This is a genomic window from Proteiniborus sp. DW1 (assembly GCF_900095305.1).
GTDB lineage: Bacteria > Bacillota > Clostridia > Tissierellales > Proteiniboraceae > Proteiniborus.
In genome coordinates, this window is the sequence record NZ_FMDO01000014.1 from 31,530 (window position 1) to 58,200 (window position 26,671).

A 26,671-nucleotide genomic window follows, 5' to 3' on the forward strand; every position below is an offset into this window, starting at 1 on the left:
GCAACTAGAAGGAGTGTTACTTTGAGGCTAATAATAGAGGATATAACTAAGAGATATGGGACTAACATAGCTTTAGATAATTTTACCGCTACTTTAACAGAAGGAGTGTATGGATTAATTGGGCCTAATGGTGCTGGAAAAACTACTCTTATAAATATTCTAGTAGGCCTAATAAAGGCTGATAGTGGAAGAGTAATGTTTTGGGAAGACGCAGAGAAGGTTAAAGAATACTCCAAATGTATACCTGTGGAGAAGTTAGGTTTTTTGCCTCAAAGCCCAGGGTTTTATAAGAATTTTACAGCTAGAGAATTTTTATTATATATGGGAGCTTTAAAAAATTGTTCAAAGAAGAGCTTGAAGAAATATGTAGATGAACTATTGGAGTCAGTTAATTTATATGAAGTAAGAAATAAAAAGATTGGTTCTTTTTCTGGAGGTATGAAACAAAGATTAGGAATTGCCCAAGCAATTATTAATGATCCTAAAATAGTTATTCTAGATGAACCTACAGCCGGGCTTGACCCAAGGGAGAGAATTCGTTTTCGAAATATCATTTCTTCTTTGTCTACAGATAAAATAGTAATACTAGCTACTCATATTGTTTCAGATATTGCATTTATTGCAAAAGAAGTTCTATTACTTAAGAAGGGGCAGCTAGTGAAAAAAGGAGCACAGGAAATCTTAGCAAAAGAAATCGAGGGTAAGGTTTGGGAGATTGAAACAGATGGGAAGAATATCATTTCATATATGAATAATTATAAAGTAAGTAATGTAGCTAATACTCAAAATGGTTATTGTATAAGAATAGTAGATGATAGAAAACCTGAACAAGAGGCTGTTATGGTACAAGCAACTTTAGAGGATGTTTGCCTATATTATTTTGGCGAGGTGTAGTATGAGGATTTTATACTATGAGATGCGGAAAAACTTTTTAAAACCATCTATTATTATATGCCTTATTATTTTTTCATTTATAAATATATATAAAATAAATGAAGGTTATAAAAATTTTATGTATTTAAATTATCCTAAAGTAGCTGGAGATATATTTTTAGAAGGGTACAAGAAAGTTTATTATGAAAAGGTAAAGGGAGAAATAACAAAGGAAAAGATAGATTTTATAATGAATTATTATAAAGAAATGATTAAGCTTCTTGATGATCCAGGCTTTAATAAAGAATATGATGAAAGTAAATATACAGGATATATTTTTGGAGATAAGAATTTATTTAAGGATGGAATTATTTCAGATATGGAATATAACTATATGTATGGTAGCAATATTTCGAAAATTGTGGAAAAATCAAGAGAGAATGTAATTTTATATTCAAAGCTTGGAAATGATTATGAGGTGAATAAAAACAAGAAAATAATAAACTCTTATGAAAATAGAAGTCTTACAGAGCTTTCACTTACATGGGGCATAGAGTATTACTTAAGATATGACTTCTCTTCATTATTGATTATTTTACTCATGATTTTAGGGCTATCAAGTGTTTTCTGCAATGAGAATGAAACTCAGATGTTACAGTTGATTGCAACATCTGTAAATAAGAGAAAAACAGTGATGATGAAGTTCTTTGCATCCTTTGGATATATTGTTTTTTTATGCTCATATTTTTATTTATTAGACTTATTAGCTATCTATATCATTACGGGTACCGATACCTTCTCAAACCCTCTTTATTCTCTTAGGTTTTTTCAGTTTACACCTTTAAATATGTCTGTAGCATCATTTTTAGTTTTAGACTTTATGATGAAGATTTTTGTTATGCTATTTTTAGCAGGTATTGTACTTTTACTTTCTTCTTATCTAAAACAGACTGTAATCGTATTTGTTCTCAGTGTTACGTTGGTTAGTGGATTGATTTTGTTAAATGATTATCAGTCAACAGTCTTAAACCCTATAGCTTTAGTAACTAATTATACAATGGTAAATAAATTTGAAAGTATCAACGTTTTTGGATTGTGTTTACTTAAGCATCAAGTATGCATTGGAATAACAGGAATATGGTGTTTTATTTTGCTTGTTATTATGAGAAAGCGGGCGGTAAGATGGTGTTAAAATATGAATTGAAAAAAATACTGATAAAGCAGAAGGGGATTATTTTGATTTTAGCTTTATTGCTATATAAGAGCATCTTTTCCTTTTACGAAATTCAAAGTGTTTATTACTTACCTTCTCATGAAGATAGAGAAATATATGAAGCATATATTTGTTACCTGAATGGGAATTTGACAGAGGAAAAAGAAAAATTTATTTTGGTTGAAAAAGAAAAAATAGAATCAGTAAAAAGCCAATATAACTACATAAGTATTGATTTATATGATTACAGGTTAAGTGAAGAAGAATATATAGAAAAATATCATGAAATACAAGAATATCTAAAAAGAGACAGAGCCTTTCAAGAAGTATGGTCAAAATATAAGTATGTTATGCTAAATCCTAGCAACCGTTATTTTATTCCCTATGATATACCATCCTTATCTGTTGATAGATTAGATTACTTACTTGTTATGGTAATTATTGTGCTAACAGTTAATTTTTTTTTCACAGAAAGAGATACAAACATGCTGGTTTATATCAAAAGTAGTAAAAAGGGTAGAGGCTCGACTGCTACTACAAAGTGGGGAATAATGATGGCATTGTCTATTATAGTTGTATTGCTAATAAGTGGAGTCGAATATATCATTACTATTTTTTATATGGACACAGTATATCTAAATTATCCTTTACAAAGTCTAGAATTCTATGCAAATTCTCCCTACAGTCTGACAATGGGACAGGTTTGGGGTTCTATTATTGCTTTAAGGTGTATTGGGCTTGCTAGTTTTTGTAGTATAGTTATTGTTTTAGGAGAGATAACGAGAAGTAAGATACTAACACTTTTTATTCCGACAGCTACCATGTTTTTACAAGGGGTTATTGGAACTGATAAAAGTCTAGCTTACCGCATACCTTTTCTTACAGGATTAATTAAAGGAACAGGATATTTTCGTGGCAATGCTACAGTTACTATGCTCAAAGGTACTGCTATAGAAGAAACTGTAAAAGTATTTAGCAATATACCAAAGGATTATCTTATCAAAATGATTATTTTAGCATTAATATGCATTATAAGTTCTTTAGGCACAGTTGTTTTATCCTATAAAAATAAGCAGCATAAAAAGAAAATAGTTTATAGTTTGTTACTTATCTTATTCTTGTTAAGTGGTTGCAATACTGTGCAAAATGATAATGTATATACCCATAACTTGAATATATCTAAAAATTTTTTACTGGTGCAAAATGAGAATTATTATATATTAGGCGAGGATACAAATGCTGTAAGAATTGACAAAAAATCGGGAGAAAAAGAAAAACTTATTAGAAACTCTTTTTATGAGTGTACAGATCCAAGCGTTATTAGCAGAAACTATCTTCAAGGAGAGAACTATTATTATTATACTTATAATAAAAATGCAAGAGTAATTAATCAAATTAATTTAGAAAGTTTAACGGAAAAAAATATCTTTACTACTAATACTGAAGATAAATATTATTTTCTAAATCTATATCTTAAATATGTGGATTTTAAGAACATAGAGAAGATTTGGAGCTTTTTTATAGCAGATGATGATTTATTTCTAGTAATGTATGATGGTAGGGTTGTAAAGGTTGATATAAAATCAAATAAAAAGGAAGTTGTTATAGATGAGGGGATGTTTAGATATAATATATCTTTTGACGGAAACTACATTTATTATATCAACAGCAACCTTGAGCTGAAGAGATATAATATACACACAAAAGAGAGTACTGTTATAATAGACAAAAGGGTAACAAGACTATATTTGATGCCTGATGGAATTTTATGTGCAGATAAAAATGCACTTTATTCAGTGAATAAGGATGGAACTTCCTTGAAAAGGATTATAAATGCAAGTGTAAATGAGTTATCCAGTGATGAAAAATACATATATTACACAGAAAGAAACAGTAACAATTTGTATCGTATATCTAAAGATGGAGGAAAAGGGGAAATTATATCAGATGAAAATATATTAGACTTTGAAGTTTTAACAAATAGTAATTACATATATTGTCGTATAAATGGAAGCTATGAACCAAGATATGAGTTGCTCAACAAAGAATAGTTAGAAGTATAATAGTTAGTTATTTGATTACTTGGCATGTAGACAGGGATAAAGTAAAGCCTAGGAAGGCTATAGCTTATGAGTAGTGAAGAGTAAAGTACTTTAGTAAACTGTTATTTAGCTCTATTAAGATTAAGAATCTAGTTTGTCATATGACTAAGAAGCTATAAAAAAAGCTTAGACTGAGAAAAGTTTAAGCTTTTTATGTCGTTTATGCCCATAAAACGACCGTTTATGCAAAAGGGGTTGTCCTAAAAGTAGAATCGTGATATTTTTAAATTAACTAAATCTTATAGCTTAAAGGAAGATATTGATATGATTAATCAAATAGCTTGTTATATTGTTAATAAGATGAAAAATTATGATGTAGCAAATGAGGAAAATATAGACTTATATATTTATGGATTAGAAATATTAATAATCACAATTATTAAATATTTAGGGATATTTATTATATCATTTTTATTAGGAGTTGTAAAAGAGGCCCTTGTTTTTGTTCTAGCTTTTAGCATGTTGAGGAACCAGGCTGGAGGAGTGCATTTAGATTCTTTTTGGCAATGCTTTATCATTACAAATGTCATAACTTTTTCTTGTATATTTCTTTCTAAAGCTCTACCTATTAATCACACAGCGATATATCAAATAATTATGTTAATCGTATCTATTGTATTAGTTCTAATCTTTGCCCCTGTTGATACAGAGAATAAACCGCTTAATGAGCTTGAAAAGAAGCTATATAAGAGAAGAAGCATATATGTAATACTTATATTAAGTATAATCACCATTGGCTTAAGCTTAGTTTACGATTCTTTTATTGCTTATGGCAATATTGTGTCATTAGGATTTCTATGTGAGGGAATCACATTGACACCTTTAATAAAAAGAAAAACAGGAGGTGAATTAAATGAAAGCAAAGGGTAGATTATTAAGTGGTGTAGCATCAGTAGCTATGGCTTTTGCAAACTTAGGATTAAACATTAACTGCATAGGGCTACTATATCAGCCTAAATGTCCAAGAAGATAATGGATGCTGCTTAAAACTTTGTTTTAAAAAATTACCTTAAATTTAGCAGAGCAATTAAAAAAGGTTATCAGAATTCGATTAACTACTATATGTAGAAATGAATACTATATATTAAAAGTCCTATTTTTACATAGGACTTTTAATATATAAAGAATACCTAAGGAGTCAGTTTTTATAGTTTTATAGCTATCTATAAAATTATAAAAGCTGACTCCTTATATTTTTTTAGGCTTATTATCAAAAAACTAGAAACAAATAAACTACTTATTTTATAATATTTATTAACTTAATGAAATAAAAAGGTAATCAAATTTACATGTAGAATAATAGAAAATGACAACAATTTATATGAGGTGATGTCATATGAAGTTAAATATTGCAATCTGTGATGATGATAAAGCTCACGTAGGTATTATTAAAGATTATATAAATAAAACTAATATTAGTTATGATACTCAAATATTCGAAGCTTATAGTGGTGAAGAGATGCTAGAATTAATAAAGAATACACATATAGATATAATTTTCTTAGATATTGAAATGAAGGAATTAAATGGTATAGAAACAGGCAAAAAAATTAGAGAAACTAATGAAGACACAATAATTATATTTTTGACAGGATATAAGGATTACGCACTAGAAGCTTTTCAAATAGAAAGTTATCAGTACATAATAAAACCTATCACATATGAAAAGTTCAACATCTTAATGCAAAAAATTCTTACACGATTAAAAGAGATAAATGCCTATAAAAATATAAATAATTCTTTTATTTTTAAAGCAAAAGATGGTATAGTGAGATTAAAGTACAAATGGATTTATTACTTTGAAGGACAAGGAAAGAGGGTCTATGTTTCATCTGAAGTGGGTAACTATGATTTTATAGGTACTTTAAAATCAGTTGAGATATCTCTGAACAAAAATATGTTTTTGCGTTGTCATCGAGGGTTTATCATAAATACCGAGAGGTTATTAAATGTTAAAGATAATCAAATCATGTTATTTGATGTGGAGCAACTTATTCCTATTGGTAGAAAGTACAAAAAAGATGTATTAAATGTATTAGAAAAGAAATTATTTGAATGTAATAGGTGAGAAAAATGGATATTATCGCCAATCTTATAACAAACATAATTGATGTGAATTTGCTGTTTTATTATCTAATAGTCGCCTTTAGAGGAGAAAAAAACAAAAATACGTCTATCTTTTTTTGGCTTTCTGTAATTGTATTATTTAATACTCTTGTTAATAATTTTTTGGGACTAGCTAATATTGCAGGATTTATATTGATTTTAACTTCAATGAGTTTTATTTTTAAACTGATTTTTAATGAAGAATTCTTAAGTATTTTTATTGCTTTACTTATAGGCATGATATTCATGTTTACATTAGAATTAGTCACGGCTAATCTAATAATTTATATTTTTAAACTGACCCCATTATTAGTTTTAGAGTTGAATATATATAAAATATTAGCTATTATTATATCCAAAGGTAGCTTTTTCCTTATTACACATTGCTGGATTAGTAAAACTTCTTTTTTCTCGTATTTTCAGTATGAAGGAAGTCGGCCAATAGCTTTTATATTTTTATTTAATTCAATTATTATTTATATGGCATTTATACTTTATAGGTACATAAAGATTAGCTCTTATATAGATTATATTGTTTTCTTTACACTTACAATGTGCGTTATTTTGTTTAGCTGGCTAATCTATATATTTACAAAAAAGATGGTAAAGCAAGAGCAACAAGAAGAGTTTATGAAGATAAAAATTAAGGAATATGAAAATCAGAATTTTTATATCAAGAATATGGAAGATGTTTTGCAAAACATTCGTGCACAAAGACATGACTTTAATAATCATGTAAGTACATTATATGGGTTAATTTATCTTAATAAATTTGAGGAAGCGAAAAAATATATTTTAGGATTAGCAGAAGATGTTTCCATCGCTAATAAAATTGTTGATGTTGGTCATCCTGTGCTTACAGCACTAATAAATATGAAAAGAGACAAGATACTAAGAGAAAATATAAAAATGAACTTAGAGGCTCAACTGCCTAAAAATCTTATTTTTGAATATGTAGACTTATCAATAATTATAGGTAATCTTTTAGATAATGCAATTGAGGCATGTATGAATCCCAATATAGATAGCCCATTTATTGAGCTAGTGATTAAAGTAAAAAGTGACTATTTGGTTATTGAAACATTAAATTCTAAGTCAAATGCAGTAAGCATAGGAGCAGATTTTCTAGAGGATAGATTTACAACTAAAGAGGACAAAGAAAACCATGGTTTTGGATTGAAAAATATAAAAAGAATTGTAGGGCAATACAATGGGCTTTTAAAGATAGAAAATAAAGAAAACACTTTTGCTGTTCACATAGCTTTACCTCTAGAATGTTGTAAAGCAGATAACGATAAACCACCAGATAAATAAATGAATTACTGGTGGTTTATATTCATTAAGTATGCGTAATTTTTTGGACAAGTTAATTAAAGAGTTCTTTTATTTTCCTTGGTCCTGCTAGGATATCTCTTCTAATAAACAAAGTGCCATCATCTTTTGTCTTGGTACACCATTTTATAAGCATGATCTTCCCGTCTGCTATTTCAATACCGGTTATACAGTTAGGATGGACACAGCTTCCACTGTTAAAGTATGGAGGCTCATTTAACCTTGGATACATAGGTCTATGATTATGGCCTGTAATAAGCATGTGTTTTTCCTTCACTACCCACTCACTAAGTCTTTTTGCTACTAAATCCTTTTTTTTATGGTTTTTGGCTGTTCTCATAAGACCATTTGCCCCAAACAATTCTAGAGGCCTCCACAGATATCTAACTAAAAATCTAGCTAATCTCCATAAATCATAGTTTAGAAAATCTACTTGATGGCCATGAGTTAATAGTATTTTATCATTTGTGACTTTATACTTAAGCACTAAGCCTTCGTAAACTTTGATATTAGGGAATAAGGGTTTGTATATATTCTCGAGTTCATCAAAGTATTTATATAGATTTTTCATCACAAACTTTTCGTTTCTTTTTACTATGTCATGGTTCCCATAAATGAAGTATAATCTATCTTCTTTATGGAAATTAGATAGAACTTTAAATACATCAATATGAGCTTCAACAATTCTATCAAAGTTTCTATTTTCCCAAAGTTCATCTCCATCCCCTAGCTCTATATAGGTATATCCATTTTCGAAATAATAGTTAAGAGCTGCAGAATAAATGTTTTCATTTTTTGAAAAATCATCTGCCCAGCTTCCGTCTCCTCTATGACAATCACTCATCAAAATTATCCTTGAAGAATCATCAAAGCTAATTTCCTTAGATGTGTGATAAACTTTTGTTACACGATTTAAAATATCCATAGCATTACCTCCGCAAGGAACTAACATAACTCGTATTACAATATATTCCAAGTTTGATAGATGAGGAACGATTAAGACGAAAAAAAGCAGGAGTTTTTACCCTGCTAATTTGGAGACAATTTATGTTTTTTTATTGATCAGACTTTACTTTCTATGGATAATTTTTTATAGCTTATTGAAGTAGATAGTTCCTTATGCTAGAATATATTTTAATCGACAATAATCTATGTAGGATGGAGAGATATCATGCAACTTGTACTTAAAGACAAAAAATTTTATAAATCCTTAGCTAATATTGCGATTCCTATTACATTACAAAATCTTGTCATGTCTTCTATTAACATGCTAGATACATTGATGATAACAAGACTTGGTGATGCTAATATAGCAGCTGCTGGTCTAGCAAATCAAGTTTTTTTCTTTTTTTCACTAATATTGTTTGGGGTAAATAGTGGATCATCAATTTTTATAGCTCAATTCTGGGGGAAAAAAGATATTAAAAATATAAGAAGAATCCTTGGATTAGCAATAATAATATGTGGAATTGTGAGTATTATCTTTACAATAGGTGCTCTTTTTATTCCAGAGACTCTTATGCATATATTTACTCATGAACAGGATGTAGTGGAATTAGGAGTAAAATATCTAAAAATTATAGGATTCAGTTACTTAATAACATCTATAAGCTTTGCATTTAATACAGCCCTAAGAAGTATTGGACAGGCTAAAATTCCTATGTTTATAAGTATAGTTTCTTTATTAGTAAATGCTACATTTAACTATTTGCTTATATTTGGTAAGTTTGGCTTTCCTAAGATGGGAATAGAAGGAGCAGCACTTGCTACTGTGTTGGCTAGGATTGTTGAATTAGTTTCAGTTTTATATATAACTTACCATAGCAAGAATGCTTTAGCTGCAAAGATAAATGAGCTAGTAGATGTATCTAAAGACTTTGTAGTGAAGTATTTTAAGACTGCAGCTCCTGTTATAATAAATGAGTTTTTCTGGTCATTAGGAACTGTAATGTATTCAGTAGCCTATGCAAGAATGGGAAAGGAAGCAACATCTGCTGTTCAGATATCTAATACTGTTCAAAATATATTCTTAGTATTATCTAGAGGATTGTCAAGTGCATGTGCTGTTATGATTGGTAATGAAATTGGAGCAGGAAATAAAGAAAAATCAATATCATATGCTAGGACTTTTATTATAATCGGGCCATTACTAGGGATAGTTTTAGGAGTTATATTATTCGTTTCAACTCCAGCCATTATGACCTTGTTTGGCAATGTTTCAGCAGAAGTTTATGACTATACAACTAAGATGCTCATAGTTATTTCTCTTTCATTGAGTATAAAGATAGTGAATGGTTTATTAATAGTTGGTATTTTTAGAAGTGGTGGAGATACTAGGTTTTCTATGTTCCTAGAGATGGGTTCAGTGTGGCTTGTAGGAGTGCCATTATCATTTTTAGGTGCCTTAGTTTTGAAAATTCCGGTTTATTGGGTAGTGGCTTTAGTTACTCTAGAAGAGGTTGTTAAGGCAGCCATTGGAATACCTAGATTGCTTTCAAATAAATGGGTTAGAAATGTTGTTGAACATATGTAGGATGAGAATATAGATGGGTCAGAATGTTATCTGACCCTTTATTATATTTATAATAATTCAAATTCTACAACAGTATCTATATCATCTGGTAGAGGATGAGTAAGATGTTCAGGCTTACCAAAATTTATAAAGATATAATCATTGTAATCCATAGTATTCCAAGGTTTAATTAACTTTAATTCAGAACCGTCAGAAAGCAATCTGGCTTTTTTAACCTTACCATTTAGTCCTTGAATGCCTAAAGGTCCTATACTACCATCAAATATATGGGCATAGAGCTTATTTTGGTTTTGGGTGAAATAACCCCATTCAGGTTTTGGTAGCATTGATTTTCCACAATTATATATACTGTTTCCATTTTGCTTCATCCATTTATCTATAGCTTCTAAGATGCGCAGAGATTCCTCAGGAATTTCACCCTTTGCATTAGGCCCAATATTTAATAGTAGGTTTCCGTTTTTACTAACACATTCTACCAGCTTTCTAATAATCATCTTAGGAGATTTAAAATTCTTATCTTCTGATGAGTACCCCCAATGATTGTTCATAGTAATACAAGCTTCCCAAGGAACTGGATTTCCATTTTCATCTACTATTCCTTCTGGAGGTATTATTTGTTCAGGTGATGCAAAGTCTCCAGCGTAAAAATTAGGATTATTGGTCATGATACTTCCTGAGTTTTCGCCACTTGCTTCTAATCTATTATCTATTATGACGTCAGGTTGTAATTCTCTCACCATATTTATTAGTTTGGTAGCTTTCCACTTCTCGCCAGTCATATCATCATAGGAGAAGTCGAACCAAAGTATGTCTATTTTACCGTAGTTGGTGCAAAGCTCTCGAACTTGTCCATGCATGTATTCTAGATACCTTTCAAAGTTATGTTTTACGTCTTTGTACTTCTCGTTGTCTCTCATAGGATGGTGTCTATCTCCATAATGAGGGAAGTCATCATGGTGCCAATCTATAATAGAATAATATAAGCCAACTTTAAGGCCTTCTGTTCTAAAAGCATCTACATATTCTTTTATTAAGTCTCTTCTAGCTTTAGTATTAGTAGATTTATAATCTGTAAGCTTACTATCAAACAGGCAAAAACCATCATGGTGTTTGGCTGTCATGACAGCATATTTCATTCCAGAGTTTTTTGCGACTTTAGCCCAGTACTTAGGATCGTAGAATATTGGGTCAAATTCTTCGAAATATTGCATATATTCTTCCTTTGACATTTTTTCATTAGTCATGACCCATTCTCCCCGTGCTGGGATTGAGTAAAGTCCCCAGTGAATAAACATTCCAAACCTATCTTTAAGAAACCAAGCTGTTCTTTTATTTCTTTCTTTTACTAGGTCCATTTTAATTCCTCCTGTGATTATATCCGAATCTATCTTAAGCTCTTTTCTTATTTACTAGTATATATAAAGCTTTATTGAGTGTCCATAGCTGACTTTACTAATTTTTTAAGCTTGTTTACTTAAAGATAGGCAAGCTCTATTATATAATGATTATTATCGAGAGATTAACTTTATGAGTTTTAGTAAAATCACCTTAGTTTATTAAGTTTCGATTGAGTTTTATTTCTATTTGTTTTTTTGACAATAATTTGTATTATTATGTATATAATTATATATGGGGGTGTTAAGGTGAGGACTAATAGAAAACTAACTTTTATGATTAGTACTGTACTTATTGTTTCTTTATTTTTAACTGGATGCGCTACATTTGGCAAAGTCAATAATAGTGAACTAATCCAGAATACTGCTTTTGAGAATATTAGAGAAAAAGATTTAGATTCTAAAAATATTATGAAAATAATTGAAGAATTGACCTCAGAAAAATATAAAGGAAGACTTGCAGGAACTAAAGGAAATGAGCTTGCTACCCATTACATTGCCAACTATTTTAAAAAAATCAAGCTTGATTACCCAGGTGTTTTAGACACATACCTACAGCATTTTGACCATAATGTTAGATTTACGTATAGTGCTCCAAAGCTACAAATATTAAATGAAAAAGGTGAAGTTGAAAAAGACTTTGAATATATAAAAGAGTTTTCTGTAAATACAGGAGTTCCTTCATTGAGCATTAAAGGTGAGTTAAAGGGAAAAGGTATAGTTGTAGATAATACAGAAAATATCATGAAGGATATTGAATCTTATGATGGGAAGGTACTTCTTGTACCAAGAAATATTTTAGCTAGTGAGGGAAATAGAAAACTAATTAACAAGGTACTATCAGGAAACAGTAAAATTGGTGGAATGATTATAGAAGTTGATATCGATAATCCTAATCATATGTATGGTAGTTTTGTGGTGGGACCTAACGCCCAACCAACAGCCAAGTTTGAAGAAGGGCAACCCTTGCTCTTTAACTGCAATGTGACAGTGTTTAACGAGTTAGTTAAAGCTTCTAATGCTGGGTTAGAGATAAGTATGAAGGCGGACTATGCAATAGAAAATGTAACTTCTGCAAATGTAATAGGATATATAGAAGGGAAAGATAAGGTTCTTAAAGAAGAGTTTATTATTATAGGGGCCCATTTTGACCATGCAGGAGATAACAAAAATGGTACATATAATCCAGGAGCATTAGACAATGCTTCAGGTACAGCTGTAATGATGGAAATAGCCAGGATTCTAAAAGAAGGAAATTACAAACCTAAAAAATCGATTTTATTTATTGCATTTAATGGAGAAGAAGAGGGTATATATGGCTCTTACCATTATGTCAATAACCCGATATATCCACTGAACAAAGATAGGACAGTTATGATTAATTTAGATATGGTAGGCTCAAAAACAGAAATGCCTCTTACACTACTGAGCTTTGATAGTACTAATATAAAGCTGAGAGAAGAATTTTATAGGTATTCAAAGGCGTTAAAAATAGATTGTGTCCAAGATGCAGGACAGGGAAGTGATCATTATCCTTTTGGAACAAAGGGAATAGACGTTTTATGCTTAATCAATATGGATTTGAAAAATGGATATCATACTCCTGAGGATACAATAGATAAGGTAGATGAAAAGCGAATTACTGAAATAACTAAGCTTGTACTATATTATATTGATAAAAATGCTTTTTAACATAGTAGCTTAATCTAGGATTGAGACAAAAAAGTTGTCATCCAATGCGTCAGTGAAGGGGGATGGGGGATATTCACTACACCTAGGATGACAACTTATTTACATGTACTTTTTCTCTAGTTCTTCTACTAATCTAATATACTTTTCCTTAGTTTGAATATGTTCATTATTTTCTTCATATTCTTTAAATTGTCTATCTAGCTTATTCATAGTTTCTTTCTTTAGATTTCTCTCTGCGTATTTAAAAAGCATATTATCTTCTTTAAATATATGTTTTTCTAGTAGATTTGCATAACCCATAGCATTTGCAATTACATCAACCTTAACATCATTGCTGCCTTCTTTATATGCTTTTAAAGCAACCTCTAGGTCTCTAACAAAGCCTCTTCCCCAATCATGCTCGATAAGCATCCCTTGGACTGGCCCATTACCTATTTTATCAGTTAGCTCAGATTCCATATCTTTAAACAACATATCCTCTTCTTTTCCATGGTGGTACTTATCTGCATAATTTCTTATAAAATCAATTATAGAAACTAAATCATCATGTGGAATTTCTTTTCCCTCTACAATAGCTACACATATTTTTCTAATTACTTTAAGTACTTTCTTAATATTATCATGTTCATTTACTAATATTTGTATTGTGTTCATAGCATCACCTCAAACAGTCTTTACCTTATTATTATCCACAAAAAAGAATAATAAACACTATTTTATAATCAGTAGTGCTTTTGTCTTAAAAATAAAAAAACATAAAAAGTTGGCGAGATAAGTTGTAAATATATCTAGTATAATCTATAATATTATATAGTTATATACAATATATATGTATTAATAACCTTACAACCACAATATAAGGGGGTAATGCCTTGATTACTAGGATACAGAAAAGAAACGGAGATATTGTCGATTTTGATGTAAAAAAAATTGAAAATGCCATTTTTGCAGCAGCTAAATCAGTAGGTGGAGATAATAGAGAAACTGCAGAGAGACTTTCTAAAATAGTAGTAAATATACTAACAGAGGCTCATGGTGCAAGTATACCAACTGTGGAAGATATTCAAGATATAGTTGAAAAGGTTCTAATTGAAGAGGGTCATGCCAAAACTGCAAAGGCTTACATATTGTATAGAAAAAAACATGAAGAATTAAGGGAAGCTAGAAATCTTTTTATGGATGCTGAGACTTTAATTGATGAATATGTGTCACTTGATGACTGGAGAATCAATGAAAATGCTAATATGGGATTTAGCTTACAGGGCTTAAATAATCATATTGTTGAATCTATAACTAAAAAATACTGGCTTAATAAAATATATAGAAAAGAATTAAGAGACCCACATATAAAAGGAGATTTGCATATTCATGATTTAGGATTATTAGCACCTTATTGCTGTGGTTGGGACTTAGAAGCTCTTCTTTTACATGGTTTTAAAGGCGCTAGCAGCAAAATAGAATCTTCACCTGCAAGTCACTTACAATCATTCTTAGGTCAGATAGTTAACTGGTTATATACGCTTCAAGGGGAGGCGGCAGGGGCTCAAGCTGTTAGTTCCTTAGATACATATGTTGCGCCATTTATTTATTATGATAAATTAAGCTATGACGAAGTAAAGAGAGCAGTTAGGAGCTTTGTTTTCAACTTAAATATACCTACGAGGGTTGGTTTTCAAACTCCTTTTACTAATATAACCTTAGATATTACGCCGCATCCAATGATTAAGAATATGGAAGTTATTATCGGAGGAAAAAGAAGAGATAAAACTTATGGAGAATTTCAGAAGGAAATGGATATGTTTAATAAGGCTTATTGTGAGGTAATGATGGAAGGAGATGGAGCAGGTAGGAGCTTTAGCTTCCCAATACCTACAATTAACATAACTAAGGATTTTCCTTGGAATTCAGAAGTGGTTAATTCCATTATGGAGATGACGAGGAAGTTTGGCACTCCATATTTTGCAAATTTTATAAACAGTGACTTAAGTCCAGAGGATGTTAGGAGTATGTGCTGCAGACTGAGACTTGATAATAGAGAACTTAGACGAAGAGGAGGAGGATTATTTGGAGCTAATCCTCTTACAGGCTCTATAAATGTGGTTACTCTGAACATGGGACGTATAGGCTATCTAGCCCAATCAGTAGAAGAATTTAAGAGAAGAGTTAGAGAACTAATGGAGATTTCCAAGGAAATATGTGAAACAAAACGTAAGGTGCTTGAAAGATATATGGATGCAGGGCTTTATCCATATTCAAAGTTTTATCTCCAATCAGTAAAAGATGCACATGGAGAATATTTCAAGAATCACTTCAGTACCATAGGCTTAAATGGAATGAATGAAGCATGTGTCAATTTACTTGGTAAAGATATCACTACGGAGGAAGGTAGAGAACTTGCTATAGATGTAATGGAATTCATGAACAGAGTAATCCAAATATTCCAAGAGGAAACAGGAAGTCTTTGGAATCTTGAAGCATCTCCAGCTGAAGGAGCTGCTTACAGATTTGCTAGGATGGACAAGAAAATGTACCCTAGAATATTTACACAGGGAACAGATGAGCCATATTATACTAACTCTACTCAGTTACCTGTAGGTCACACTAAAGATATATTTGAAGCAATAGAGCATCAGGATAAGCTTCAGACACTATATACGGGAGGAACTGTGTTACACGGCTTTATAGGCGAAGAGATTGAAAGTACTGAAACAGTTAAGTTACTGCTGAAAAGAGCTTTTGAAAACAGCAGAATACCATATTTAACTATTACACCAACCTATAGTATATGTCCGGAACATGGATATCTAAAAGGAGAGCAATTTACTTGTCCAGAGTGTGGAAAAGATACAGAAGTTTGGACTAGAGTAGTTGGGTTCCATAGACCTGTTCAATCTTGGAATAAAGGTAAAAAGGAAGAATATAAGGACAGGTTAGAGTTTGATACAGAAGAAAGCCTAAATGCAAGTATTAATACTGCAAAAGCTGCGATATAACAAAAGTTTCATAATAGAGAGGAAAAGAGTATGGAATTTAAGGGACACCAAAAATCATCATTTATAGATTATCCTGATAAGATAAGTACAGTGTTTTTTACAGGTGGCTGTAACTTTAGATGCAGCTATTGCCATAACTCTGACCTTGTTTATAATAAAGGTGAAAAAATAACAGAAGACTTTATATTTGATTACCTTGAGAAAAGAAAGAAAGTGTTAGATGCAGTATGTATATCTGGGGGAGAGCCAACCCTTCATGATGGATTATATGATTTTATAGAAAAGGTAAAGACTAAAGGCTATTTAGTAAAGTTAGATACTAACGGAACTAGCCCATATACACTGAATAAACTTGTAGCAGATGAACTAGTGGATTATGTAGCTATGGATATAAAGGCTCCAATAGACAAATATAATACTGTAGCAAATGCTGACTTTGCTATAGAAAGAGTAATTGAAAGCATCGATATACTAAAAAATTCATATATTGATTATGAGTTTAGAACCACTATATGTCGAGAGCTATTAACGAAAGAGGACATTCTGAAAATTGCAGAGTACCTAAAGGGAAGCAGAAGATATTATTTGCAAAACTTTAGAGATGGAGACACTGTTTTAGGTGGAGAAAATAAATTCACCCCGTATTCAAAAAAAATGTTAATAGAAATTGAAAAGCAAATTAAGAACTATTTCGGAGTATTTAAGATACGTAACTAATAAAATTATGGATACAGAAAGGAATAAAAGCCATGTTGCCATATAGATTATGCAATATGGCTTTTATTATATGTATTTTACAATTAGTTATATTGTAAATTATGTAGGTATGGAATATAATTTCTGTAAAGGCATTAAAAACCTGTTATAAATCACATGAGAATTTAATATTTTTGATATTTATCAGGAGGAGGGAGAGATGTATGTGGTCTCTAATAATTATTGTTTTTTTGCTAATATGGTTAAATTTACATTTATTTAGAGTTTATTTTAGGTTTATTTTTAACAATGAAGATGATTTTCATAGCTCTCTTAAGTATACTTTAACACCTGATATTTTTTCGCTTTTTAGAGGAGAATATTGTAAGGACAAATTTGCTGAATTTAAGTTTGGTGTATTTATTTTTCTGTGTGTTGTAACTATTGTATTAGAGATAATGCTAGTTAATGGAGTTGTTAATTTGATTTAGGTATGGTAATAGATAGTTTGGTAGTTACTGAAAAGAAATTATAAAAATGACTAACGTAGGCTATAGTTTTGTTTAATACATGTGTTTGTTTATTAACAAGTAGAAAGGAGAAGTTATATGACAGTTAATAATGAATTTGAAATTTTGTTAAGAAATTTGTATATAAAGGACCCCTGCAAGGTTCTTCCAAATGCATTATGGAAAACCTATGATAGATTAAATAACCTCCAATGTTCACATACATGTATAGATGATGAAATTTTGGAGATTAAGGGATTAGAGCAAAAGGGAGTATATATACTTTGGAACAAAAGTAGAGAAGTTAATCAGTCTTTACAGCTTATTATGGAAGAGTCTAAATTCATGATAATACATGATGATTACTTTAAGAAGTTGGATATTCATGACTATAGCCAAGTTGAGCCATATTTTCGTATTAAACATGATAATAAGAAAATTTTACCCTATAGTTTGTCAGAGGATTTTTATATCAAGCAAGCAAATGTTGAGGAAGAATTTAGTGAGATTTCAGATTTTATTGGAAGGTGCTATAAGAACTTACATCCAAGTCCTGAGACAGTTAAAAGTTGGACAACCTATAGAGTGTTTGATAATAGCCTTTGGATATGGATTATGGACAAACAAAAGAATATTCCAGCAGCTTTAGGCATAGCTGAATTTGATAGTAGTGTTCCAGAAGGCTCGCTTGAATGGATTCAAGTACTTCCAGAATATCAAGGCAAAGGACTAGGAAAAGTACTAGTACTTGAACTGCTAAATAGGCTAAAAGGAAGAGTAGAGTTTACTACAGTTTCAGGGGAAGTGGATAATGAGACAAATCCAGAAAGATTATATAGAAGCTGTGGATTTTATGGAAATGATGTATGGTGGTTGCTTCGGAAGAGTTAGATTTTATTCATAAAGATTTTTTATTAGTATCTAAGGAGGAAAAAGTTTATGGAAGATGTTGTAGCATCAATTGGAGTTCAAGTTCTACTTGTTTTTACAATAACATATCTTTCTTACCTTATGTTCAGTAGAAAAAAGATTGGTTTCTTTAAATGGATTGGATTATATCTTCCAAGAAATAGAGATTGGTGACAAAGTGCCATAGTTGTTTTTATAGCATCTCTAGCTATTATGGTTGGGCCACTTATTCTATTTCAATACTTAGGATATATTACACCTGAAATGCTTTATGATAAAGCTATAAGTGGGCAAAAAATGAGAATTAACATTATTGTTATTTTTTTGTTAAAAGCTATAATCCAAACGTCTTTAACAGAGGAGATATTCTTTCGTTTTCATCAAAGGCTTTGGGATAGGTTTTATGTATTGAAGTGGAATTATGGAGAAAGAAAAAACTTAATTTTTTAAGAGTAGTACTAAAAGTAAATGATCCTGTTGTTTTAGGCAGGGTCAATGACAGCTGAGCTTTATCCATGTAGAGTGGCTCTAGAGGCTATAAAGTTATAGAATTTAGAACTCATAAGGGGATGTAGGCTAGGAGTTATAGTTAGCTATAGGCAGGAGGGAAAAAAATGAAGCTTGGAATGCCAGCATTAATTGAATTTAACAGTCTAGAGGAAAATATAATGCTTTGTAAGGGGTTAGGTTTAGACTTTATAGAGCTTAATTTCAACTATCCTGTTTTCATGCCAGAATGTTTAAGCCATATGGAAATATTAGATGCCAAAAGTGAGTATGGAGTTGACTTTACATTTCATTTTCCTGAAGAAATTGATTTGTCATCTTTTCACCCAGCAATCAGAAAAGGACATTTAGACCGTTGTAAAGAACTGATAGAATGGATGAATAAAGCAGAAATTAAAATAGCTAATATGCATATAAATAATGGGAATTACACTACTTTACCTAATAAAAGACATTGGGTTAACGAAAAATATGAAGACCAGTTTAAAGAACAGCTATTTAACTCTTTTTCTGAATTAAATGATTATGCTAATTTGCATGGGGTTATACTATGTATTGAAAATACTTCTAATTTTCATATCCCATTCATACAAAGAGCACTTGATATGCTAACAGAATTTGAAAATCTCTATTTAACTTGGGATGTAGGGCATGATGCCATGGTGAACTTTAAAGAAGAACCAATTCTAATGAAACATGCCAGTAGAATCAAGCATATGCATCTTCATGATTTTAATGGCATATTAGACCATCAGCCATTATATACTGGAATTGTACCTATTGATGAAAGACTTAAATTTGCTAAGGAAAATAATATAACAGTGTTAATAGAGGTAAAAACTTGTGAAGCTTTAAAAGAATCATTAAGTAAAATGGCTGATTATAGATAACCAGACTATTTGATTTCAGGTGAGGATTGATTAAATGTTGCTAGGTGATAGAATATCAGTTGTAAAGATATTGTTAGTAATTATCTGTATATTATATATCACCTTTTTATTTATTGATCTATCTCTAATAGAGATATCTATTTCATCAAACGTAATTAAATATACATCTATAGTTATGTGCTTTTTAATATCATTATTGACAGGAAGTAGGTATCTCGACAAGACTGATAAATTATTGCTTCAGTTGGGACTATTTATTACATTAATGGCAGATTTTTTGCTTCTATTTACAGAGTATCTTGTTTTGGGAGTAGGGATTTTTTCAGTTGTTCATATAATTTATTATATTAGATACAATAGATGCGAGATTAAAATTGGTATGATAAAGTTCACAGCCTTTTTTCTAATTATTACAGTTACCTACTTAATGATGAACTATTTCATTACGAAAATTGAACTAATATATGCAGTAGCCCTGTTTTATGCGGTATCCATATTAAACAGTGTTCTAAAGGCTATAAAGGTGTGTAGGTATAAATTATTCCCATATCCAAATGAATACCTAATTACTTGGGGAATGGTGCTTTTCCTGTTATGTGATATAAATGTAGTTTTTTTTAATATTTCTAAATTAATTAGTAAATCTAGCAGTATAATTAGCCTTTTATATAATACTTCTGCATCATTAATGTGGCTTTTCTATCTCCCTTCTCAAGTGCTACTTTCATTAAGTGGATACGATTTTAAACAATTATCTAAAAAATATAGAACAGGAGATACATTATGACAAAAATATATTTTGTAAGACATGCACAGCCAGACTTATCAGTACAGGATGATTTATTACGTCCTCTTACTGAGAAAGGTATTGTTGATAGTAAGAAAGTAACTGAGTTTTTGTTAGACAGAGGTATTACTAAAATATTTTCAAGCCCATACAAGCGAACCTATGACACAGTAAAGGATTTTGCTGATAAATCAAATTTGGATATAAATATTATAGAAGACTTTAGAGAAAGAAAAATAGATGATGTATGGATAGAGGATTTTAATACTTTTGCCAAGGAACAATGGAATAACTTTGATTACAAGCTAGAACGTGGTGAGAGTCTAAATGAGGTACAAAAAAGAAACATAGCAGCATTGCTTAAAATAATTAAGGAAAATCCCAGAGAAAATATAGTCATAGGTACTCATGGAACTGCTCTTAGTACTATTATAAATTATTATGATAAGAATTTTGATTATAGTGAGTTTGAAAGAATAAAACCCCTAATGCCTCATATAGTATATATTAATTTTGAGGGAGATAAAGCTACGGAAATGAAAGAGTTTATTTTATGATATTTTCAGCTTTGCAAAACTATTGTTATTCTTTTAACATAATGCTGCTTTATGGTATGATATGGTAAGAAGTTCTCGCCAAATTCTTTTGAGCAAGGGGGGATTGTAGTGTATTTAATTATCTTCATAGGAATTTTGTGTATAGTATCAGGGGTATTAGTTAGGTATTTTAAGTGTTATTGGCTCATAGCTGGTTATAATACTATGTCAAAGGAAAAAAGAAAAAATGTTGATACAGAATCTTTAGGCAGGCTTATGGGAAATTACATGTTTATGATAGGTGGAACTTTTATTATAGGAGGAGCTTTAATTTCTACAAGTTTTAAAACTATAGGAACAATATTGATAATAGCTCCAATATTTATTCTAACTCCATATGTAATGATAAAGTCTCAAAAATACGATAAAAATTCATTAAAGCCTGATGGAAGCATGAAAAAAAGCACAAAGCTTATTATAGGTTTTACTATAGTATTTATATCGATAATCTTTATTTTTATGTTTGTTTTCATTGGATATGGAACTCGGGAGCCTAAGGTTACTGTAGAGAATGAGAAAGTTAAGATTGGTGGCATGTATGCATCTACAATCCGTACATATGATATTGTGGAAGTAGTATTGCTAGATTCAATTCCACAGGTGTTAAGAAAGGATAATGGCTTTGATTTTGGAGATATTTTAAGAGGATATTTTAACCTTGAGAGTGTTGGGAAAGGAAGGCTATATATAAATAACGGAAAACCCCCATATGTATTTTTAAGGCTTAAAAAAAGCTTTGTAATAATAAACTATAATAATAGTGAAAAGACACAGGAGCTGTATAATATTATAATGACATCATTATAATATTTATAGCTAATGACCAGTAGGGATATACTGGTCATTATAGTTTTTTAGAACGAAAAAGTTCTGATAATAGATAAAAGCAAAATTGCTTTTAAGTCATTACTAAAATTACAAACTTGCTAAGGACAAATATTTTATAAGAATTAAAGTAAGTACAGGAAAATTCTACAAATTTGTAATTATATTGTCTAAAACCAATTTGTATAATAATATAATTATGTGACTAAGATTTTACTTATGATAGACAATACCTATTGACAATAAAGTAGAGGTGCATAAATTAATGAGACAGAAATATAAAAAGATAGATCGTAGAAATAATTATATGATTTTAGCAGAGAATTTCTTTGATGAAGATAATAAGGAAAAAGCATTGAAGTTTTTTAAAAAAGCATTAGAATTTGAAGGAGATAAGTATGAAACTATAGATATTTTATTTAATATAGCTATTTTATATGATGAACTTGGATTAAAGGAAAAGGCATTCGAAACCTATAATAGCATCATAAAAATAAACCCAAATGAAGCAGGGGCATATTATGGAATAGCTATAATATATGATGAAAGAGGTCAGAAGGATACTGCTTTAAAATATTATTTTAAGGCAACGGAGTTGGAGCCAGAGTATGACAGAGCTTACTTTTATATTGCGAATATTTATGATGAAAAGGGTGATAAAGAAAAAGCGATAAAATACTATAAAAAAGTAATAGAGTTAACACCAGATGACTATATTGCATATAATAATTTAGGCTCTATTTATGAAGAAATAAAGGAATATGATAAGGCTTATTACATGATTAAGGAAAGTATAAATATAGAGAACGATTATTATAAATCTCTTTTTAATATGGGGGTAGTTTTAAAACATTTAGGAAAGATAGAAGAAGCAATAGAATATTATAATCTATCAATAGAGGCTTATAGTGGGTATCCATACTCTTACTTGAATATTTCTGCTATATATATAGAAGAAAAGAAATATAATTCTGCTATTAAAATACTTACAGAAGGAATTGAAAAAAATCCTGATGCAGGCTTTCTATACTACAATAGGGCTTGTTGCAACATAAACTTAGGCAACATTGACATAGCAATTGAAGACCTGATAAAAGCAAAAGAGCTATATCCGGATTTTGGATATATGGTCAAAACTGATAAGGATCTTGCTGTCATAAGAGAGAATGAAAAATATAGTTTTTTACTAGAAGAATAGGAGATTTATTGTTATTAAAATAAATTAGAATATTGATTTGATGCTAATAAAGTGGTATACTTTACTAGTAAATAGAATACTTTATCCATTTGAAACAACCCTCTCCTAAATTGGTGGTCTTGTGTAAAAATGTATAAAGGTACCATTAATTTAGGAGGTGAGATATAATGGCAGATAAGAAATTAGTATGTCAAGATTGTGAAAAGGATTTTAATTTCACAGAAAGAGAACAAGATTTCTACGCAGAAAAAGGATTTCAAGAACCAAAAAGATGTCCAGAATGTAGAAATGCTAGAAAACAACAAAAGAGTCAAAGAGCTTCTAGATACTAATTTGCTGAAATAGCTGTTGATAATATTATTCAACAGCTTTAGTATTTTTTGATAGAAAGGCCCATTTTCCTAAAATTGTAAGAAAAAATGGGCTTTTATTAAACTAAGACAAAGGCGACTTGTACGTGATGAGAGATTTAGCAACCACTTATTGTCTCCACTTCATTATTTTATTTTCTAATATAGCAACAATTTTATACATAAATGTGGTGAGTATAGCTAAAATTATTACACTCATCATTACCAAATCTAATTGGAACACTTGCCCACCATATACTAGTAGATATCCTAAACCAGCTCTAGATACGATATACTCTCCCACTATTACTCCTACCCAGGACATTCCAATATTTACTTTAAGAGTACTTACCATAGCAGGAACACTGGCTGGAATAACTACCTTTTTCAGTATTTGAAATTTAGTAGCCCCAAAGGTTTTTAGCATCTTAATCTTATCTTCGTCAACTTCTATAAAGCTGTTATAAACATTTAAAATGGTTATGACTATAGAGACGCTAATGGCAGTGACCACTATACCAGAGTAACCAGCACCTACCCAAAGTATTATTATAGGAGCTAATGCAGTTTTGGGTAGACTATTTAGCACTACCATATATGGGTCTAAAACCTTTGCCATAAAGTCTGACCACCATAATAGGACTGCAACAATAATGCCCAAGACAGTTCCTCCAATAAAACCTACAATGGTTTCCATTAATGAAATACCAATATGTTCAAAGATCATACCGTTTTTCACATATTTTATGAACAATGCTACTATCTTAGAAGGATAACTAGTAAAGAAGGTATCTATCCATTTAAATTGTGCCGCTATTTCCCAAAGCAGAATAGATATTAGCAGTATGGATACCTGAGTTATTAGTATTGTCTTTTTTCTCTTTTTTACTCTATTTAGATATGCTTGTTGCTCTTTTGAAACAATGTTATTATAAACTGATTTGTCATTATACATGCACATCAAGCTCCTTCCATATCTTATTAAAGTAATACCTAAATTCAGGAGCCTCTCGACACTTCATAGGTGTCCTGACACCATTCGGACAATTTAGCTTTATTGGAATTATTTCCTTTATAGTTGCTGGTCTATTAGACAGTATGATAATTCTGTCAGACATGGAGATTGCTTCTCCAATATCATGTGTCACCATTAAGGCTGTTTTCTTCTCCTTTTTTAGTATGGTTCCTATTTCATCTGCTATAGCTAGCCTTGTCTGGTAATCAAGAGCAGAGAATGGTTCATCTAAAAGTAGTATATCTGGCTTAACTGCTAAAGTTCTTATGAGAGCAACTCTTTGCCTCATACCACCAGATAGCTGATTTGGATAATGTTTTTTGAATTCAGATAATCCATAAGTTTCTAAAAGATTTTCAGCAAACCTTATTGTATCTTCATTGACCTTACCTTGTATCTCCAATCCTATTAGCACATTATCTAAAATATTTCTCCATTCAAATAGATGATCCCTTTGAAACATATAACCTATATCTTTACTTGGACCGTTCACTTCTTGATTATTTATATAGACATTACCTCTTGTTGGCTTTATAAGCCCAGCTACTATAGACAATAATGTGGATTTTCCACAACCGCTAGGACCTACTATTCCAATTATCTCACCATTGTAGACATCAAGGCTTATGTCTTTTATGGCTACAGTCTCACCGTCTAGAGTATGGTAATTCATGCTAATATTTTTGATTTCTACCGCTTTTAGTTCCTTCATCTATATCGTCTCCTTAAATCAAAAATCTACGTACTTCATAATATTCAGAAGAGGTGAAGTTTGTGAGAAAGTATATTGGAGTAGAAATAAATTAATTTCCTACCAATTGTTTGTAGTTTTATGTAAAAAGATATTAATAATAGAAGGAAAAGGACGGATGACATAGAAGTTATAATAAACTTTATTTTAATACCATAGTTAATCTACATCATTTATATTATGTAAAAACATAGAGGGAAAGACGTTATCACATGTAAATTATACTAATTGGATGTAGATATCAAAAAGGGACGATAAGTCTAAAAATTGGGAGATTGTTGGCTGGGGATATTAAGTATAAAGTAAAAATTATTTATTTGAAAAGGGGAGTAAAGTATGAACAAGAAAGAGTTTATAACTAGATATTGGGAAGATGTTGCTGCACAAAATGCAGATAATTTAAAATCTTATTTTTTATCCAATGCTATAATCAATTGGCATAATACAAATGAAAGATTTTCCGTTGAGGAATTTATTATAGCTAATTGTGAATATCCTGGTGACTGGTGTGGTAATGTAGAAAGAATAGAAATAATTGATGATTTAGTGATTTCTATTACAAGAGTTTGGAATGCAGATAGCGGTGATTCATTTCATGCAGTTTCATTTTTCAAATTTCAAGATGATAAAATATTATGTGTTGATGAGTATTGGGGTGACGATGGGGTTGCATCGCAGTGGAGATTGGATAAAAAAATTGGCAAGCCAATAAGATGATAGCTTTATTCAGTATATTCTGACGACCTCTCGTCATCTTTTGATTTCAGGCCGTAGTGCCTATAGCAATCTTTTGTGTCTTGAAGAAGTTGAAAGGAATGAAAGTAGCATGATAGAAAGATGTATTATGATATTTCCAGAATTCAAAAATATGAAAGTCATTGATGAAATAAGGGAGAAGTATGACCCACTAGCAAGTCATGTTAGACCTCATATTACACTTGTTTTTCCTTTTTCTAGTAATATATCTCGAGATGGAATAAAGGAACACATAGAACATGTTTTATCAGAGATAAAGCCATTTAAGCTAATGCTTAAAGGTATTACACCAGTACAGTCTTTTGGTAACTATCTTTTTCTCAATATTGAGACTGGCAAAGAAGAAATATATAACATTCATAAAAAACTTTATACAGGAATATTGGAGCCATATTTGCCACAGTGGTTGAGAAATGGTGAATATTATCCACATATGACAGTAGGCAAAGTAAATAGTAAAGAAGAATATGAATTAGCGATTCTCGAAGTAAAGGATGTAGCAGATACTTTTGAGACTATGGTGAACAAGGTCAGTGTAGAAGTTATAGATGAGAATGAAGATTCTATTATAGAGATGGAAGTAGAATTAAAGTAGTATAGCTATGAAGTCAAAGGCAATCATATGCTAATCATTTTTTTGGAGG

At 30.5% G+C, this 26,671-nt stretch carries 28 protein-coding genes; 23 read left to right on the forward strand and 5 right to left on the reverse strand.

Features of this window, described 5'->3' with window-relative positions; all coding sequences use genetic code 11:
• Window positions 1-21: 21 nt before the first annotated feature.
• From DW1_RS03930 to DW1_RS03960, 7 genes are all read left to right on the forward strand, one after another.
• Window positions 22-894 (forward strand): ABC transporter ATP-binding protein, encoded by an 873-nt coding sequence (locus tag DW1_RS03930; RefSeq protein WP_074349339.1) that lies wholly within the window; start codon window positions 22-24, stop codon window positions 892-894.
• Between the two features lie 118 nt (window positions 895-1,012).
• Entirely contained in the window at window positions 1,013-2,065 is a 1,053-nt protein-coding gene (locus tag DW1_RS03935; RefSeq protein ID WP_143474351.1) for a hypothetical protein, read from the forward strand.
• 8 nt (window positions 2,066-2,073) lie between these two features.
• Window positions 2,074-4,137 (forward strand): DUF5050 domain-containing protein, encoded by a 2,064-nt coding sequence (locus tag DW1_RS03940; protein WP_159433543.1) that lies wholly within the window; start codon window positions 2,074-2,076, stop codon window positions 4,135-4,137.
• Window positions 4,138-4,452: 315 nt separating this feature from the next.
• Window positions 4,453-5,058: an accessory gene regulator ArgB-like protein gene (locus DW1_RS03945; RefSeq protein ID WP_074349342.1), complete on the forward strand. Its 606-nt coding sequence runs from the start codon at window positions 4,453-4,455 to the stop codon at window positions 5,056-5,058.
• Window positions 5,042-5,161 (forward strand): cyclic lactone autoinducer peptide, encoded by a 120-nt coding sequence (locus DW1_RS15120; RefSeq protein ID WP_083605524.1) that lies wholly within the window; start codon window positions 5,042-5,044, stop codon window positions 5,159-5,161. Before DW1_RS03945 ends, DW1_RS15120 begins: the two co-directional genes overlap by 17 nt.
• A gap of 363 nt (window positions 5,162-5,524) precedes the next feature.
• Window positions 5,525-6,256, forward strand: coding sequence for a LytR/AlgR family response regulator transcription factor (locus tag DW1_RS03955; RefSeq protein ID WP_074349343.1), 732 nt, complete (start codon window positions 5,525-5,527; stop codon window positions 6,254-6,256).
• Between the two features lie 5 nt (window positions 6,257-6,261).
• Complete coding sequence (locus DW1_RS03960) at window positions 6,262-7,608, forward strand: sensor histidine kinase (protein WP_074349344.1); 1,347 nt, start codon at window positions 6,262-6,264, stop codon at window positions 7,606-7,608.
• A 52-nt stretch (window positions 7,609-7,660) separates the two neighbouring features.
• Here DW1_RS03960 and DW1_RS03965 read toward each other — a convergent pair whose 3' ends face one another.
• Complete coding sequence (locus DW1_RS03965; protein WP_074349345.1) at window positions 7,661-8,551, reverse strand: metallophosphoesterase; 891 nt, start codon at window positions 8,549-8,551, stop codon at window positions 7,661-7,663.
• Window positions 8,552-8,797: 246 nt separating this feature from the next.
• Here DW1_RS03965 and DW1_RS03970 point away from each other — a divergent pair, with 246 nt between their 5' ends.
• The gene (locus DW1_RS03970) at window positions 8,798-10,159 is read left to right on the forward strand and encodes an MATE family efflux transporter (RefSeq protein WP_074349346.1); all 1,362 of its coding nucleotides are present in this window, start codon (window positions 8,798-8,800) and stop codon (window positions 10,157-10,159) included.
• A 47-nt stretch (window positions 10,160-10,206) separates the two neighbouring features.
• On the opposite strand, the gene DW1_RS03975 is transcribed toward DW1_RS03970, so the two are convergent.
• Window positions 10,207-11,514 carry an alpha-L-fucosidase gene (locus DW1_RS03975; RefSeq protein WP_074349347.1) on the reverse strand — a complete coding sequence of 436 codons (1,308 nt, stop codon included), beginning with the start codon at window positions 11,512-11,514 and terminating at the stop codon, window positions 10,207-10,209.
• 288 nt (window positions 11,515-11,802) lie between these two features.
• Between DW1_RS03975 and DW1_RS03980 the strand changes: the two genes are divergently transcribed.
• On the forward strand, window positions 11,803-13,245 hold the full coding sequence (locus DW1_RS03980) for a M28 family metallopeptidase (protein ID WP_074349348.1): 1,443 nt from the start codon (window positions 11,803-11,805) through the stop codon (window positions 13,243-13,245).
• 99 nt (window positions 13,246-13,344) lie between these two features.
• On the opposite strand, the gene DW1_RS03985 is transcribed toward DW1_RS03980, so the two are convergent.
• Complete coding sequence (locus tag DW1_RS03985) at window positions 13,345-13,899, reverse strand: hemerythrin domain-containing protein (protein ID WP_074349349.1); 555 nt, start codon at window positions 13,897-13,899, stop codon at window positions 13,345-13,347.
• Between the two features lie 218 nt (window positions 13,900-14,117).
• On the opposite strand from DW1_RS03985, the gene DW1_RS03990 reads away from it, so the two are divergent.
• The 12 genes from DW1_RS03990 to DW1_RS04035 all read left to right on the forward strand — a co-directional run bounded on the left by DW1_RS03990 (window position 14,118) and on the right by DW1_RS04035 (window position 23,487).
• The gene (locus DW1_RS03990; RefSeq protein ID WP_074349350.1) at window positions 14,118-16,238 is read left to right on the forward strand and encodes a ribonucleoside triphosphate reductase; all 2,121 of its coding nucleotides are present in this window, start codon (window positions 14,118-14,120) and stop codon (window positions 16,236-16,238) included.
• Window positions 16,239-16,268: 30 nt separating this feature from the next.
• Window positions 16,269-16,955, forward strand: coding sequence for an anaerobic ribonucleoside-triphosphate reductase activating protein (locus tag DW1_RS03995; protein ID WP_074349351.1), 687 nt, complete (start codon window positions 16,269-16,271; stop codon window positions 16,953-16,955).
• 203 nt (window positions 16,956-17,158) lie between these two features.
• Window positions 17,159-17,425: a hypothetical protein gene (locus DW1_RS04000; protein ID WP_074349352.1), complete on the forward strand. Its 267-nt coding sequence runs from the start codon at window positions 17,159-17,161 to the stop codon at window positions 17,423-17,425.
• A 117-nt stretch (window positions 17,426-17,542) separates the two neighbouring features.
• Entirely contained in the window at window positions 17,543-18,334 is a 792-nt protein-coding gene (locus DW1_RS04005; protein WP_074349353.1) for a GNAT family N-acetyltransferase, read from the forward strand.
• 48 nt (window positions 18,335-18,382) lie between these two features.
• A complete protein-coding gene (locus tag DW1_RS15440) occupies window positions 18,383-18,526 on the forward strand; it encodes a hypothetical protein (protein WP_159433544.1) in 144 nt (47 codons plus the stop codon).
• Between the two features lie 39 nt (window positions 18,527-18,565).
• Window positions 18,566-18,802 carry a hypothetical protein gene (locus DW1_RS15250; RefSeq protein WP_143474352.1) on the forward strand — a complete coding sequence of 79 codons (237 nt, stop codon included), beginning with the start codon at window positions 18,566-18,568 and terminating at the stop codon, window positions 18,800-18,802.
• A gap of 164 nt (window positions 18,803-18,966) precedes the next feature.
• A complete protein-coding gene (locus tag DW1_RS04010; protein ID WP_074349354.1) occupies window positions 18,967-19,749 on the forward strand; it encodes a sugar phosphate isomerase/epimerase family protein in 783 nt (260 codons plus the stop codon).
• Window positions 19,750-19,783: 34 nt separating this feature from the next.
• Window positions 19,784-20,536, forward strand: coding sequence for a lysoplasmalogenase family protein (locus DW1_RS04015; RefSeq protein WP_074349355.1), 753 nt, complete (start codon window positions 19,784-19,786; stop codon window positions 20,534-20,536).
• On the forward strand, window positions 20,533-21,093 hold the full coding sequence (locus tag DW1_RS04020; protein WP_074349356.1) for a histidine phosphatase family protein: 561 nt from the start codon (window positions 20,533-20,535) through the stop codon (window positions 21,091-21,093). Before DW1_RS04015 ends, DW1_RS04020 begins: the two co-directional genes overlap by 4 nt.
• Window positions 21,094-21,201: 108 nt before the next feature.
• Window positions 21,202-21,939 (forward strand): DUF3784 domain-containing protein, encoded by a 738-nt coding sequence (locus DW1_RS04025; RefSeq protein ID WP_074349357.1) that lies wholly within the window; start codon window positions 21,202-21,204, stop codon window positions 21,937-21,939.
• 283 nt (window positions 21,940-22,222) lie between these two features.
• Window positions 22,223-23,155 carry a tetratricopeptide repeat protein gene (locus tag DW1_RS04030; RefSeq protein WP_074349358.1) on the forward strand — a complete coding sequence of 311 codons (933 nt, stop codon included), beginning with the start codon at window positions 22,223-22,225 and terminating at the stop codon, window positions 23,153-23,155.
• Between the two features lie 167 nt (window positions 23,156-23,322).
• Window positions 23,323-23,487, forward strand: a complete 165-nt coding sequence (locus DW1_RS04035) for a zinc-ribbon domain-containing protein (protein ID WP_074349359.1) — start codon at window positions 23,323-23,325, stop codon at window positions 23,485-23,487.
• Between the two features lie 148 nt (window positions 23,488-23,635).
• Here DW1_RS04035 and DW1_RS04040 read toward each other — a convergent pair whose 3' ends face one another.
• Window positions 23,636-24,460, reverse strand: coding sequence for an ABC transporter permease (locus DW1_RS04040; protein WP_083605527.1), 825 nt, complete (start codon window positions 24,458-24,460; stop codon window positions 23,636-23,638).
• Entirely contained in the window at window positions 24,453-25,232 is a 780-nt protein-coding gene (locus tag DW1_RS04045; protein WP_074349361.1) for an ABC transporter ATP-binding protein, read from the reverse strand. Before DW1_RS04045 ends, DW1_RS04040 begins: the two co-directional genes overlap by 8 nt.
• A gap of 375 nt (window positions 25,233-25,607) precedes the next feature.
• On the opposite strand from DW1_RS04045, the gene DW1_RS04050 reads away from it, so the two are divergent.
• Together DW1_RS04050 and DW1_RS04055 are read left to right on the forward strand one after the other, a co-directional pair.
• Window positions 25,608-25,988, forward strand: a complete 381-nt coding sequence (locus DW1_RS04050; protein ID WP_074349362.1) for a nuclear transport factor 2-like protein — start codon at window positions 25,608-25,610, stop codon at window positions 25,986-25,988.
• A 109-nt stretch (window positions 25,989-26,097) separates the two neighbouring features.
• A complete protein-coding gene (locus DW1_RS04055; RefSeq protein ID WP_074349363.1) occupies window positions 26,098-26,622 on the forward strand; it encodes a 2'-5' RNA ligase family protein in 525 nt (174 codons plus the stop codon).
• Window positions 26,623-26,671: the final 49 nt, after the last annotated feature.

Coding starts and splice junctions, on each gene's coding strand:
- DW1_RS03975 (WP_074349347.1), bottom strand. CDS start 11,514: ATGGACCTAGTAAAAGAAAGAAATAAAAGAACAGCTTGGTTTCTTAAA.
- DW1_RS03970 (WP_074349346.1), top strand. CDS start 8,798: ATGCAACTTGTACTTAAAGACAAAAAATTTTATAAATCCTTAGCTAAT.
- DW1_RS03965 (WP_074349345.1), bottom strand. CDS start 8,551: ATGGATATTTTAAATCGTGTAACAAAAGTTTATCACACATCTAAGGAA.
- DW1_RS15250 (WP_143474352.1), top strand. CDS start 18,566: ATGGTTGGGCCACTTATTCTATTTCAATACTTAGGATATATTACACCT.
- DW1_RS04040 (WP_083605527.1), bottom strand. CDS start 24,460: ATGTATAATGACAAATCAGTTTATAATAACATTGTTTCAAAAGAGCAA.
- DW1_RS03960 (WP_074349344.1), top strand. CDS start 6,262: ATGGATATTATCGCCAATCTTATAACAAACATAATTGATGTGAATTTG.
- DW1_RS03985 (WP_074349349.1), bottom strand. CDS start 13,899: ATGAACACAATACAAATATTAGTAAATGAACATGATAATATTAAGAAA.
- DW1_RS04035 (WP_074349359.1), top strand. CDS start 23,323: ATGGCAGATAAGAAATTAGTATGTCAAGATTGTGAAAAGGATTTTAAT.
- DW1_RS04000 (WP_074349352.1), top strand. CDS start 17,159: ATGTGGTCTCTAATAATTATTGTTTTTTTGCTAATATGGTTAAATTTA.
- DW1_RS04050 (WP_074349362.1), top strand. CDS start 25,608: ATGAACAAGAAAGAGTTTATAACTAGATATTGGGAAGATGTTGCTGCA.
- DW1_RS03945 (WP_074349342.1), top strand. CDS start 4,453: ATGATTAATCAAATAGCTTGTTATATTGTTAATAAGATGAAAAATTAT.
- DW1_RS03995 (WP_074349351.1), top strand. CDS start 16,269: ATGGAATTTAAGGGACACCAAAAATCATCATTTATAGATTATCCTGAT.
- DW1_RS15440 (WP_159433544.1), top strand. CDS start 18,383: ATGGAAGATGTTGTAGCATCAATTGGAGTTCAAGTTCTACTTGTTTTT.
- DW1_RS15120 (WP_083605524.1), top strand. CDS start 5,042: ATGAAAGCAAAGGGTAGATTATTAAGTGGTGTAGCATCAGTAGCTATG.
- DW1_RS03955 (WP_074349343.1), top strand. CDS start 5,525: ATGAAGTTAAATATTGCAATCTGTGATGATGATAAAGCTCACGTAGGT.
- DW1_RS04010 (WP_074349354.1), top strand. CDS start 18,967: ATGAAGCTTGGAATGCCAGCATTAATTGAATTTAACAGTCTAGAGGAA.
- DW1_RS04045 (WP_074349361.1), bottom strand. CDS start 25,232: ATGAAGGAACTAAAAGCGGTAGAAATCAAAAATATTAGCATGAATTAC.
- DW1_RS04055 (WP_074349363.1), top strand. CDS start 26,098: ATGATAGAAAGATGTATTATGATATTTCCAGAATTCAAAAATATGAAA.
- DW1_RS04005 (WP_074349353.1), top strand. CDS start 17,543: ATGACAGTTAATAATGAATTTGAAATTTTGTTAAGAAATTTGTATATA.
- DW1_RS04020 (WP_074349356.1), top strand. CDS start 20,533: ATGACAAAAATATATTTTGTAAGACATGCACAGCCAGACTTATCAGTA.
- DW1_RS03935 (WP_143474351.1), top strand. CDS start 1,013: ATGTATTTAAATTATCCTAAAGTAGCTGGAGATATATTTTTAGAAGGG.
- DW1_RS04015 (WP_074349355.1), top strand. CDS start 19,784: ATGTTGCTAGGTGATAGAATATCAGTTGTAAAGATATTGTTAGTAATT.
- DW1_RS04030 (WP_074349358.1), top strand. CDS start 22,223: ATGAGACAGAAATATAAAAAGATAGATCGTAGAAATAATTATATGATT.